The 12,434-nt window shown below is 70.4% G+C and carries 8 protein-coding genes and 2 tRNA genes; 6 read left to right on the top strand and 4 right to left on the bottom strand.

Translation table 11 applies throughout. The features are described from left to right. Nucleotides 1–58: 58 nt before the first annotated feature. The 4 genes from ACIBLC_RS05345 to ACIBLC_RS05330 all read left to right on the top strand — a co-directional run bounded on the left by ACIBLC_RS05345 (nucleotide 59) and on the right by ACIBLC_RS05330 (nucleotide 6,215). Nucleotides 59–1,417 (top strand): deoxyguanosinetriphosphate triphosphohydrolase, encoded by a 1,359-nt coding sequence (locus ACIBLC_RS05345; protein WP_399209358.1) that lies wholly within the window; start codon nucleotides 59–61, stop codon nucleotides 1,415–1,417. A gap of 93 nt (nucleotides 1,418–1,510) precedes the next feature. Further along, nucleotides 1,511–2,776: an NAD(P)/FAD-dependent oxidoreductase gene (locus ACIBLC_RS05340; protein ID WP_399209357.1), complete on the top strand. Its 1,266-nt coding sequence runs from the start codon at nucleotides 1,511–1,513 to the stop codon at nucleotides 2,774–2,776. A 46-nt stretch (nucleotides 2,777–2,822) separates the two neighbouring features. After that, a complete protein-coding gene (dnaG, locus tag ACIBLC_RS05335; RefSeq protein ID WP_399209356.1) occupies nucleotides 2,823–4,724 on the top strand; it encodes a DNA primase in 1,902 nt (633 codons plus the stop codon). Between the two features lie 168 nt (nucleotides 4,725–4,892). Then, nucleotides 4,893–6,215: an RNA polymerase sigma factor gene (locus tag ACIBLC_RS05330; RefSeq protein WP_399209355.1), complete on the top strand. Its 1,323-nt coding sequence runs from the start codon at nucleotides 4,893–4,895 to the stop codon at nucleotides 6,213–6,215. Between the two features lie 162 nt (nucleotides 6,216–6,377). On the opposite strand, the gene ACIBLC_RS05325 is transcribed toward ACIBLC_RS05330, so the two are convergent. From ACIBLC_RS05325 to ACIBLC_RS05310, 4 genes are all read right to left on the bottom strand, one after another. Beyond that, nucleotides 6,378–8,306 carry an ABC transporter ATP-binding protein gene (locus ACIBLC_RS05325; RefSeq protein WP_399209354.1) on the bottom strand — a complete coding sequence of 643 codons (1,929 nt, stop codon included), beginning with the start codon at nucleotides 8,304–8,306 and terminating at the stop codon, nucleotides 6,378–6,380. Continuing rightward, nucleotides 8,306–10,039, bottom strand: coding sequence for an ABC transporter ATP-binding protein (locus ACIBLC_RS05320; RefSeq protein WP_399209880.1), 1,734 nt, complete (start codon nucleotides 10,037–10,039; stop codon nucleotides 8,306–8,308). The genes ACIBLC_RS05325 and ACIBLC_RS05320 overlap by 1 nt, the downstream gene beginning before the upstream one ends. Before the next feature lie 204 nt (nucleotides 10,040–10,243). Continuing rightward, on the bottom strand, nucleotides 10,244–11,698 hold the full coding sequence (locus ACIBLC_RS05315; RefSeq protein WP_399209353.1) for an FGGY family carbohydrate kinase: 1,455 nt from the start codon (nucleotides 11,696–11,698) through the stop codon (nucleotides 10,244–10,246). 64 nt (nucleotides 11,699–11,762) lie between these two features. After that, nucleotides 11,763–12,068 carry a YtxH domain-containing protein gene (locus ACIBLC_RS05310; RefSeq protein ID WP_399209352.1) on the bottom strand — a complete coding sequence of 102 codons (306 nt, stop codon included), beginning with the start codon at nucleotides 12,066–12,068 and terminating at the stop codon, nucleotides 11,763–11,765. A 147-nt stretch (nucleotides 12,069–12,215) separates the two neighbouring features. On the opposite strand from ACIBLC_RS05310, the gene ACIBLC_RS05305 reads away from it, so the two are divergent. Next, nucleotides 12,216–12,288: transfer RNA gene (locus tag ACIBLC_RS05305), tRNA-Asn, on the top strand. 5 nt (nucleotides 12,289–12,293) lie between these two features. Beyond that, nucleotides 12,294–12,366, top strand: a tRNA-Asn gene (locus ACIBLC_RS05300). Nucleotides 12,367–12,434 lie beyond the last annotated feature (68 nt).

The raw sequence follows: 12,434 nt of genomic DNA, 5'->3' as shown, positions 1-12,434 counted from the left end.
CGATCTCCCCTCGGGCAGCGGTGCCTCGTTTGTCACCGGCTGCGTTTACTGTCGGGGCATGGAAGGCACCGCACCGCAGGCATACGAGGACCACGCCACGCCCGAGGGACAGGACGGGTACGACGAGGACGGGTACGACGAGACAGCCGTCGAGCGCTGGGCCCTCGAGCCCGACAAACGCCCGGGCCGCACCGCCTTCCAGCGCGACCGCGCACGCGTACTGCACTCCGCCTCGCTGCGCCGCCTCGCGGGCAAGACCCAGGTCGTCACGCCCGGCACCAGCAGCCAGATCTGGGATGCCAGCCCCCGCACCCGCCTGACCCACTCCCTGGAATGTGCCCAGGTGGGCCGCGAGCTCGGCGCCGCCCTCGGCTGCGACCCCGACCTCGTCGAGGCGGCCTGCCTCTCCCACGACCTGGGCCACCCGCCCTTCGGGCACAACGGCGAGCAGGCGCTCAACGAATTCGCCGCCGACTGCGGAGGCTTCGAGGGCAACGCGCAGTCGCTGCGCCTGCTCACCCGCATCGAGCCCAAGCACTTCGTCCGCTCCAGCACGACCGGCGAACTCGTCAGCGTCGGCCTCAACCTCACCCGCGCCGCCCTCGACGCCGCCACCAAGTACCCCTGGCCGCGCGCCGGTCACCCCACCGACCCCACCTCGCGGAAGTTCGGCGTCTACGAGGACGACCGGCCCGTCTTCGACTGGATCCGCAAGGGCGCCCCCGGCACCCGTACCTGCTTCGAGGCCCAGGTCATGGACTGGTCGGACGACGTGGCGTACTCGGTGCACGACGTCGAGGACGGCCTGCACGCGGGCCACATCGACCCCAACTGCCTGCACGCCGAGCCGGAACGGCGGGAGATCTTCGCCGTGGCCATAGGGCGTTACGTGCCCGCCGACACCGACCCCCAGGAGCTCTCCGAAGCCCTCGACCGGCTCCTCGACCAGGACTGGTGGCCGCACGGGTACGACGGATCGGCCGTCGCGCAGGCCCGGTTGAAGGACGCCACCAGCCAGCTCATCGGGCGTTTCTGCCTGGCGGCGGAGAGCGCCACGCGCGCGGCGTACGGCACCGGCCGGCTCACTCGGTACGCGGCGGAGCTGGTCGTCCCGCGCGCCGCACGGCACGAGTGCGCCGTCCTCAAGGCGGTCGCCGACCGGTACGTCATGCAGCGCGCCGAGCAGGAGCGGCTCCGCGCCGACCAGCGGATCGTCGTCGCCGAGCTGGCGCAGGCGCTCACCGTCCGCGCCCCGGACGGCCTGGACCCGCAGTTCCGCGCCCTGTTCGACGAGGCCCCGGACGACAGGGCACGCAAGCGCGTGATCGTCGACCACATCGCCTCACTCACCGACGCCTCGGCGCGTTCCCTGCACCTCAGGCTCACCACGCGGCCCCCGGGTGTCCCCGGAGGGTGACCCTGCGTGGCCTGATCGGGCCTCACCCTCTTCCCGCACCACGCCGCGTGCGGGACTCTCGCATATGGCGACACCCTTACGAGGAGGCATCAAGTGGTCGACGCGGATCAGACATTCGTCATCGTCGGAGGAGGACTGGCCGGAGCGAAGGCGGCCGAGACGCTCCGAGCGGAGGGGTTCACCGGGCGGGTGATACTGATCTCTGACGAGCGCGACCACCCCTACGAACGGCCGCCGCTCTCCAAGGGCTACCTCCTCGGCAAGGAGGAACGCGACAGCGTCTTCGTGCACGAACCCGCCTGGTACGCGCGCAACGACATCGAGCTGCACCTCGGCCAGACCGTCGACGCCATCGACCGCACCGCCAAGACGGTCCGCTTCGGCGACGACGGCACCCTCGTGCACTACGACAAACTCCTCATCGCGACCGGCTCCGAACCCCGCCGCCTGGACGTCCCGGGCACGGACCTGACCGGCGTCCACCACCTGCGCCGGCTGGCCCACGCCGAGCGGCTCAAGGGCGTCCTCGCCGCCCTGGGCCGCGACAACGGCCACATCGTGATCGCGGGCGCCGGCTGGATCGGCCTGGAGGTCGCGGCGGCGGCGCGCGAGTACGGCGCCGAGGTGACCGTCGTGGAACCCGAGGCGACCCCACTGCACTCGGTCCTCGGCCCCGAGCTCGGCCAGCTCTTCACCGAGCTGCACCGCGAGCACGGCGTCCGCTTCCACTTCGGCGCCCGCCTCACCGAGATCGTCGGCCAGGACGGCCTGGTCCTCGCCGCCCGCACCGACGACGGCGAGGAACACCCCGCGCACGACGTCCTCGCCGCGATCGGCGCCGCCCCGCGCACCGGCCTCGCCGAGGCCGCGGGCCTGGAGATCGCCGACCGGGCGCACGGCGGCGGCATCGCGGTCGACGAACGGCTGCGCACCTCCGACCCCGACATCCACGCGGCCGGTGACGTCGCCTCCTTCCACCACACGCTCTTCGACACCCGGCTGCGCGTCGAGCACTGGGCCAACGCCCTCAACGGCGGCCCGGCGGCGGCCCACGCGATGCTGGGCCGCGAGCTGACGTACGACCGGGTGCCCTATTTCTTCTCCGACCAGTACGACATCGGGCTCGAGTACTCGGGCTGGGCGCCCCCGGGGACGTACGACCAAGTGGTGATCCGTGGAGACGCGGGCAAGCGGCAGTTCATCGCCTTCTGGGTGAAGGAGGGACGGGTGCTGGCCGGGATGAACGTGAATGTGTGGGACGTCACGGAGCCCATCCAGCAGCTCATCCGATCCCGGGCCCGGGTGGACACCGAGGCGCTCGGCGACCCGCGCGTTCCGCTGGACAGTCTGGTCCCGTGACCTCCGGCGGCGCTCGACTGTCACACCCTCACCGTAGAATCCATCCGTGGCCGGAAGGATCAACGACGAGGACGTGAAGGCGGTTCGGGACGCGGTCCCGATCGACGCCGTGGTGTCCGAATACCTCCAGCTGCGCAACGCGGGCGGCGGAAACCTGAAAGGCCTCTGCCCCTTCCACGACGAGAAGTCACCGTCCTTCCAGGTCAGCCCCAGCAAGGGGCTCTTCCACTGCTTCGGCTGCCAGGAAGGCGGCGACACCATCACGTTCGTGATGAAGGTCGACCACCTCACGTTCTCCGAGTCGGTCGAGCGCCTCGCCGCCCAGGCGGGCATCACCCTCCGCTACGAGGAGGGCGGCTACAACCCCGCCCACCAGCGCGGCGAGCGCATCCGTCTGGTCGAGGCCCACAAGGCCGCCGCGCAGTTCTACATCGAGCAGCTCGACACCAGCTCCGAGGCCGACACGGGCCGCAAGTTCCTCGCCGAGCGCGGCTTCGACCAGGCCGCCGCCGCCCACTTCGGCGTCGGCTACAGCCCCCAGGGCTGGGACCACCTCACCCGCTACCTCCGCGGCAAGGGCTTCACCGACAAGGAGCTCCTCCTCTCCGGCCTCGCCCAGGAGGGCCGCCGCGGCCCCATCGACCGCTTCCGCGGCCGCCTGATGTGGCCCATCCGGGACATCGGCGGCGAGGTCGTCGGCTTCGGCGCGAGAAAGCTCTACGAGTCGGACAACGGCCCGAAGTACCTGAACACGCCCGACACGGCGATCTACCGGAAATCCCAGGTCCTGTACGGCATCGACCTCGCCAAGAAGGACATCGCGAAGGCCAGCCGCGCGGTGGTCGTCGAGGGCTACACGGACGTCATGGCCTGCCACCTGGCCGGTGTCACCACCGCCATCGCGACCTGCGGCACGGCGTTCGGCACCGACCACATCAAGATCCTCCGCCGGCTGCTCATGGACAACGGCTCGGCCCGCGTGATCTTCACCTTCGACGGCGACGCGGCCGGCCAGAAGGCCGCCCTGCGCGCCTTCGAGGACGACCAGAAGTTCGCCGCCGAGACGTACATCGCGATCGCCCCGGACGGCATGGACCCGTGCGAGCTGCGCCTCGCCAAGGGTGACGCGGCCGTCGCCGACCTCGCCGAACCCCGTACCCCGCTCTTCGAGTTCGCGCTGCGCCAGATCGTCCTGCGCTACGACCTGGAGACCCCGGCGGGGCGCGCCGCCGCCCTCGACGAGGCGGCGCCCATCGTCGCCCGTATCAAGAACAGCGGCGCCCAGCACGAGGTCGCCGTACAGCTCGCGGGCATGCTCGGCATCCTCGACACCCAGTTCGTCGTCAAGCGGGTGGCCCAGCTCGCCCGTTGGTCCCGCGACCGCGGCGGCAAGGGCCCCGCGCCGGCCCAGCAGCGCCCCCAGCAGACGTACACGGCCACCCAGGGACCCACCGGCGGCCCCGCCCTGAACCTCCGCAACCCGGTCTTCGCCACCGAGCGCGAGCTGCTCAAACTCGCCCTCCAGCGGCCCGAGCTGGTCTCTCCGGCGTTCGACGCCTACGGGATCGACGAGTTCACCGCCCCGCCCTACGCCGCCGTACGCCAGGTGATCATGGAAGCGGGCGGCGCGGAGCACGGCGTCCAGGACCCCCAGGAGTATCTGGTGCGGGTCCGTGAGGCCGCCCCCGACGACGCGGCCCGCGCCATGGTCACCGAGCTGGCCGTCGAGGCGATCATGCGCAGGACGGTCGACGAGACCTACGCGGGCGACCAGCTCGTGATGGTCCGCCGGCGCGCCGTCGACCGCCGTATCCGCGATGTCCAGGGCAGCCTGGCGCGGCAGAGCGCCCACGGAGACCCGGCCCAGCTGGCCGCCGTACAGAACGAGTTGTGGGTGCTCCAGCAGTACGAGCAGGCGCTGCGGGAGCGGGGCGCGGAGGCGCTCTGACGCCTCGGCGCCGCGCGGTCGGAGTTCCGCGCCGGGCTCCCACCCTGTTTCGAAGCCCTCAAAACGCGCACTCGTGCAGGAAAGTAACCGCGCGGTCACGGACCGGACGCAAAAAGTCACCGCACGCCCCTCGTGGCGGTGATGTGTCGTACTCCACACTGGGTTGCGGTGCCTGAGTCCTCGGAGCGCGGCCGACCCGAACGCGACGGGTCCCCGATCCCCGCGGTTCCGCTAAACGACTACGGGATGGACAGCGGCAAGGCCGTCGACCCCATCCCCGACGTACCGCTGCCGCATGCCTCAGCAGCGACATTCCTGGAGGTCGCCCCCGTGCAGACCCAGACCCAGACCCTCACACAGACCGACAACACCAGCGACACGGACGCGGACGCCGAGACCGGCGTCATCGCGGCGGTACCCCCGCAGAGCCGTGCCGCGCACCACCCCGAAGCGGAGCCGGAGAGCCCGCCCGAGCTGGACGAGCCGCCCACGGGCGCCGTCGGTAGCCCCGAGGTGGAGGCCGAGTCAGAGGCCCCCGAGCCCGTCGTACCGCGCCGGGGCCGCGCCGCCGACACCGGTGGCCCCTCCTCGGACCTGTTCCGCCAGTACCTGCGCGAGATCGGCCGGATCCCGCTGCTCACCGCGGCCGATGAGGTCGACCTCGCCCGCCGTGTCGAGGCCGGCCTCTTCGCCGAGGAGAAGCTCCGGCTCGCGTCCGATCTGGACAGTCAGCTCGCCCTCGACCTGGACAAGCTGGTCGTCATGGGCCGGATGGCCAAGCGCCGCCTCATCGAGGCGAACCTGCGGCTCGTCGTCTCCGTGGCCAAGCGGTACGTGGGCCGCGGACTGACCATGCTCGACCTGGTCCAGGAGGGAAACCTCGGTCTGATCAGGGCAGTTGAGAAGTTCGACTACGCCCGCGGGTACAAGTTCTCGACGTACGCCACCTGGTGGATCCGCCAGGCCATGTCCCGGGCCCTCGCCGACCAGGCCCGGACCATCCGGGTCCCGGTGCACGTCGTCGAGTTGATCAACCGGGTGGTCCGGGTGCAGCGGCGCATGCTCCAGGAGCGGGGCTACGAGCCGACGCCCGAGGAGGTCGCCGCCCACCTCGACCTGCCGAGCGAGCGGGTCAGCGAAGTCCTGCGACTGGCGCAGGAACCGGTGTCCCTGCACGCCCCCGTGGGCGAGGAGGACGACGTGGCGCTCGGCGACCTCATCGAGGACGGCGACGCGGCGTCCCCCGTGGAGTCCGCCGCGTTCCTGCTGCTCCGGGAGCATCTGGAGGCGGTGCTGTCCACGCTCGGGGAGCGGGAGCGGAAGGTCGTCCAGCTCCGCTACGGGCTGGCCGACGGGCGCCCCCGCACCCTGGAGGAGATAGGCCGGATCTTCGGCGTCACGCGCGAGCGCATCCGCCAGATCGAGTCCAAGACCCTCAACAAGCTGCGGGACCATGCCTTCGCGGACCAGCTGCGGGGTTACCTGGACTGAGGGTTTCCTCGCCCCCTCCGCCCCTTCCCGTCCCGTTCCTGGGGGCTGCGCCCCCAGACCCCCTGTCGCAGGATTCAGCCCCTCCGGCGTTTGAGGAGCGGGGGTTCGGGGGCGGAGCCCTCGAGTGACGGGAATGGGAAGGGGCGGAGGGGGCGGAAAAGGTCAGTCCACCTCGGCGACCGCCTCCGCGAACTGGGCCTGGTAGAGGCGCGCGTACGCCCCGTCCGCGGAGAGCAGCTCCGCGTGGGCGCCCTGCTCGACGATGGCCCCGTTCTCCATGACCAGAATCGTGTCCGCGTCCCGGATCGTCGACAGCCGGTGCGCGATCACGAACGACGTACGCCCGTGCGCGAGCTTCGCCATCGCCTTCTGGATCAGGACCTCCGTGCGGGTGTCCACCGAACTGGTCGCCTCGTCCAGGACGAGTATCACCGGATCCGACAGGAACGCCCGGGCGATGGTGATGAGCTGCTTCTCACCCGCGCTCACCCCCGTCCCCTCGTCGTCGATGACGGTGTCGTACCCGTCGGGCAGCGTACGGATGAACCGGTCGGCGTGCGCGGCCCGCGCGGCCTCCTCGATCTCGCCCCGGGTAATGTCCCGCGAGGCCCCGTACGCGATGTTCTCCGCGATCGTCCCCCCGAACAGCCAGGTGTCCTGGAGCACCATCCCGATCCCGGCCCGGAGTTCGTCCCGGGACATGGCGGTGATGTCGACCCCGTCGAGAGTGATCCGCCCCCCGGTGACGTCGTAGAACCGCATGAGCAGGTTGACCAGCGTGGTCTTGCCGGCGCCCGTCGGTCCCACGATCGCGACCGTGTGCCCGGGTTCCACCTTCAGCGACAGGTTCTCGATGAGTGGCTTCTCGGGGTCGTACCGGAAGGACACGTTCTCCAGCGCCACCAGCCCGCGCAGCTCGTCGGGACGGAGCGACGGGACCGGATCGGCCTCCTGCTCCTCCGCGTCGAGCAGCTCGAAGATCCGCTCGGCGGAGGCGACGCCGGACTGCACCAGGTTGGCCATCGAGGCGACCTGCGTCAGCGGCATCGAGAACTGCCGCGAGTACTGGATGAAGGCCTGCACGTCACCGATGGACAGCGACCCCGAGGCGACCCGCAGACCGCCCACCACGGCGACCAGCACATAGTTCAGGTTCGACACGAACATCATCAGCGGCTGCATGATCCCGCTGTTGAACTGCGCCTTGAACCCGGCCTCGTACAGCTTCTCGTTCTGCTCGGCGAACTGCGCCGCCGACTCCTCCTGGCGCCCGAACACCTTCACCAGGTTGTGCCCGGTGTACATCTCCTCGACGTGCGCGTTGAGCTTGCCGGTGGTCCGCCACTGCTGCACGAAGTGCGGCTGGGAACGCTTGCCGACCCGGGTGGCGATGAAGAAGGACAGCGGCACGGTGACCAGCGCCACCAGCGCCAGCAGCGGCGAGACCCAGAACATCATCGCCAGCACACCCACGATGGTCAGCATCGAGTTGATGAGCTGCCCCATCGACTGCTGGAGCGTCTGCCCGATGTTGTCGAGGTCGTTGGTCGCCCGGCTGAGCACCTCACCGCGCTGCCGCTTGTCGAAGTACGACAGCGGAAGCCGCGACAGTTTCGCCTGGAGGTCCTCGCGCATCCGGAACACGGTCATGTTGACCGACCGGTTGACCAGCCGGGTGGCCACCGCCATCAGCAGGCCGGCCAGTACGAACACCACGAGCGCGAGCAGCAGCACCTCGCCGACCGCGTTGAAGTCGATGCCCTCGCCCGGCGTGAAGTCCGTCCCGGAGAGCATGTCGGCCATGCCGCCGTCGCCGCGCTCCCGCATGGACGCGAGGACCTCGGCCTTCGTCTGTCCGGCCGGCATCTCCCGCCCGATGATGCCGGAGAAGACCAGGTCGGTGGCCCGGCCCAGGATCTTCGGGCCCACCACCGTGAAGCCCACGCTCAGCACCACGGCGACGAGCATCACGTACATCGTGGTGCGCTCGGGCTTGAACTGCGCCAGGAGCCGTTTGCCGGACCCCTTGAAATCCATCGAGCGCTGATCGGGACCGCCCCCGGCCATCATCCGCCCCATAGGCCCGGCCATCAGGCAGCCTCCGCTTCCGTGAGCTGGGAGAGCACGATCTCCCGGTAGGTCTCGTTGCCCGCCATGAGTTCGTGGTGCTGTCCGGTGCCGACGACCCGGCCCTCGTCCAGGACCACGATCCGGTCGGCGTCCCGGATGGTCGACACCCGCTGGGCGACGATCACCACGGTCGCCTCGGAGGTCTCCGCGGCGAGCGCCGCGCGCAGCATGGCGTCGGTCTTGTAGTCGAGCGCCGAGAACGAGTCGTCGAAGAGGTAGATCTCCGGCCGCTGGACGAGGGTGCGGGCGATCGCGAGGCGCTGGCGCTGGCCGCCCGACACGTTCGTGCCGCCCTGCGCGATGGGGGAGTCGAGCCCGTTCTCCAGCTCCTCCACAAAGCCCTTGGCCTGCGCCACCTCCAGCGCGTGCCACAGCTCCTCGTCGGTGGCGTCCGGATTGCCGTAGCGCAGGTTCGTCGCCACCGTGCCCGCGAAGAGGTACGGCTTCTGCGGGACCAGGCCGACCGTCTTGGCCAGCAGCCTCGGCTCGATGGTCGCCACGTCCACGCCGTCCACGAGCACCTCGCCGTCGGTGGCGTCGAACAGCCGGGGCACGAGCCCGAGGAGCGTCGACTTGCCGCTGCCCGTCGACCCGATCACGGCGGTCGTCTCGCCGGGCCGCGCCACCAGGTCGACGGCCCTCAGCACCGGCTCCTCGGCGCCCGGGTACCGGAACCCGCCGCCCCGGATCTCCAGGTGGCCGTGGCGCCGCAGCTCCAGGACGGGCGCGGTCGGCGGCACCACACTGCTGGCGGTGTCCAGCACCTCCTCGATGCGCTCGGCGCAGACCTCCGCGCGCGGCACCATCATGAACATGAAGGTGGCCATCATCACGGACATCACGATCTGCATGAGGTAGGCGAGGAACGCGGTCAGGTCGCCGATCTGCATGCCCCCGCTGTCGATGCGGTGGGCGCCGAACCACACCACGGCGATCGACGACAGGTTCACGACGGTCATGACGATCGGGAACATCAGCGCGAGCAGCCGTCCGGTGCCCAGCGACACCTCGGTCAGGTCGGTGTTCGCCTTCCGGAAGCGCTCCTTCTCGTAGTCGTCCCGTACGAAGGCGCGGATCACGCGGTTGCCGGTGATCTGCTCGCGCAGCACGCGGTTCACGGTGTCCAGGCGGACCTGCATGGTGCGGAACAGCGGCCGCAGCCGCCGGATGATCAGTGTCACGGCGAGACCGAGGACCGGCACCACGGCGACCAGCACCCCGGACAGCGGCACGTCCAGGCCGAGGGCCAGGATGATGCCGCCCACACACATGATCGGCGCCGACACCAGAAGGGTGAACGTCATCAGGGCCAGCATCTGCACCTGCTGGACGTCATTGGTGGTACGGGTGATCAGCGAGGGCGCCCCGAAGTGGCCGACCTCGCGCGCCGAGAAGGACTGCACACGGTCGAACACGGCGGCCCGGATGTCCCGGCCGAGCGCCGACGCCGTACGGGCTCCGAAGTAGACCGCCCCGATGTTGCAGACGACCTGCGCCAGCGAGATCGCGATCATCACCCCGCCGAAGGACAGGATGTAGCCCGTGTCGCCCTTCACGACACCGTTGTCGATGATGTGCGCGTTGAGCGTGGGCAGGTAGAGCGTCGCGCAGGTCTGCAGGAACTGGAGCAGTACCAGCAGGGCGATGGGTTTCTTGTACGGACGGAGATACGTCTTGAGCAGTCGTATGAGCACGCGGGGTCTCTCGGAGTCGACGGCGGGCGGGCGGGCGCGATAGGTGCGGTAGGCGCGATGGGTGCGGTGGGTGCACCACTCCCTATCGTCTGACACTCCACCCGTGTTACCTCAACCGATTAACCCAAGTGCAGGCCAAGAACCGACCCGGCCTCAGACCTCGGACGTACTCCCGAGGTCCGCCAGGCCCTCTCCCGTCCTGGCCTAGCCGCGGAAGGCCCCCGGGTGCGTCTGCTCCCGTACCGACACGTACTGCTGTCGTACGGCCTGCCCCACGGCCAGTTCCTCGCCGGGCTCCAGCACCTGCGCGACCGGGCCCTGCCAGGCGGGCGGATTCCGCGGGTCGAGCGTGCCCTGCGAGACGCCGAGCGCCCAGGCCGCCTGCCGGGCCGCGCCGAAGGCCGCGTAGTCCGCGGGCTGCGGCACCACGACCTGCGCGCCGAACAGCGCGGGCGCCACGGCCTGTACGGCGGGCAGCTCGGCGGCCTGTCCCAGCAGGAAGATCCGGCGTACGTCGACACCCCGGCCGCGCAGCACGTCGAGCGCGTCCGCGAGCCCGCACAGCATGCCCTCGAACGCGGCCCGCGCCAGATGCTCGGGCCGCATCGACTCCCGCCGCAGCCCGGCCAGCAGCCCGGCGGTGTGCGGCAGGTTCGGCGTCCGCTCGCCCTCCAGATAGGGCAGCATCACGAGCCCGTGGGAACCCGGCGTCGACTTCATCGCCAGATCGGACAGGCTCTCCAGATCGGGCAGTCCGAGGAGCTCGACGGCACCGCGCAGGGCCCGTACGGCATTGAGCGTGCTGACGACCGGCAGGTGCATGCCGGTCGCGTCGGCCAGCGAGGTGATCATGCCGGAGGAGTCGATCAGCGCCTCGGGGTGCACGGCCATCACGGACCCGGAGGCTCCCAGCGACACGACCGCGTCCCCGCGCCCGATGCCGAGCCCGAACGCCGCCGCCATGGTCTCGCCGGTGCCGGCGGATATGAGGAGCCCCTCAGGGGTGGTCCCCGCCGCGTCGGACGGGCCGAGCACCTCGGGCAGCGCGGCCTGGTGGCCGAGCGCCATCTCGACGAGGTCCGGCCGGTAGCCGCCGGTCGCCGCCGACCAGTACCCGGTCCCGGAGGCGCCGCCCCGGTCGGTGGTTCTGCGCACCGGCCGCCCCAGCAACTGCCACACGAGCCAGTCGTGCGCCTGCATCAGGAAGGCGGTCCGGCGGGCGGCCTCCGGCTCGGTCCTGCTCAGATAGCGGAGTTTGGTCACCGGGTGGGCGGCCTGCGGCACACAGCCGACGGCCTGTGCCCAGGCCTCGCGCCCGCCGAGCGCGTCGACGAGATCGGCGGCGGCGACCTGCGCCCGCTTGTCACTGCCGACGAGCGCGGGCCGCACCGTGTTGCCCTGCGCGTCGAGCGGGACGAGGCCGTTCTGCTGCGCCGACACGCCGATGGCCTGTACGCCTTCGAGCAGCCCGCCGCCGGCCGCCTCTCCCAGGGACAGCAGCCAGGCCTGCGGGTCGACGTCGGAAGGACGCCCGCCGCCCTCCGCGGGCTCGACCGGATGCGGCGCGAACCCCTGTTTGAGCACGGTGCCCGTGTCCGCGTCGCACACGACGATACGAGTGAAATCGGGTGAACTGTCCAACCCGGCGACTATCCCCATGGCGCAAATTCTGCCGTACTGCGGGAGGGAACCGCGCCGGACCGGACACGCAGGGCTCCGATAGCTACGTGTTCGTGGTGCCCCAGTCGTCCTCGCCGCGCCCGTTCGTGTTCCGTTCGCGCAGTGAGCGGACCCGGCCGGCCACCGAGACGGGGACACGGTCGCCCACCTTCTCGCTCACCGCGTGGTACGCCTTGCCGGCGAACTCGCGGCCCTGCTGGGCCGCGGTCTCGGCGGTGTTGCGCACCGCCGGGTTCTGCGAGATCCGGCGGGCGGATTTCTTCAACTGCTCGTAGCGTTCGCGCCCAGCACGTGTGCCCAGCACGTAACCCAGAGCCACTCCGGCGACGAACGTGAGCCGGTAACGCATGACGACCACCCTTCCCTTGCGTCGGCATCGGTGCGGGGGCGGAACCGATTGGCGGAGCACCCCCCTGCTTGCGCTAATGTATGTGTCGCAGCGAGCGCACGCCCCCTGGCGAATACCCAGGTAGCTGGGTTCGATGCAACGAAGCGATCCCCTGTAGCTCAATTGGCAGAGCAGCCGGCTGTTAACCGGCAGGTTACTGGTTCGAGTCCAGTCGGGGGAGCTCGATCTCCTGTAGCTCAATTGGCAGAGCAGCCGGCTGTTAACCGGCAGGTTACTGGTTCGAGTCCAGTCGGGAGAGCAACGAAAAAGGACCCCTCAGGGGTCCTTTTTCATGTCCGCCGGAACCGCGCATGGCACGCCGAAGTC

The sequence above is a fragment of the Streptomyces sp. NPDC050535 genome (genome assembly GCF_044457665.1).
Taxonomy (GTDB): Bacteria; Actinomycetota; Actinomycetes; order Streptomycetales; family Streptomycetaceae; genus Streptomyces.
This window is presented reverse-complemented; position numbering and strand designations above follow the sequence as displayed.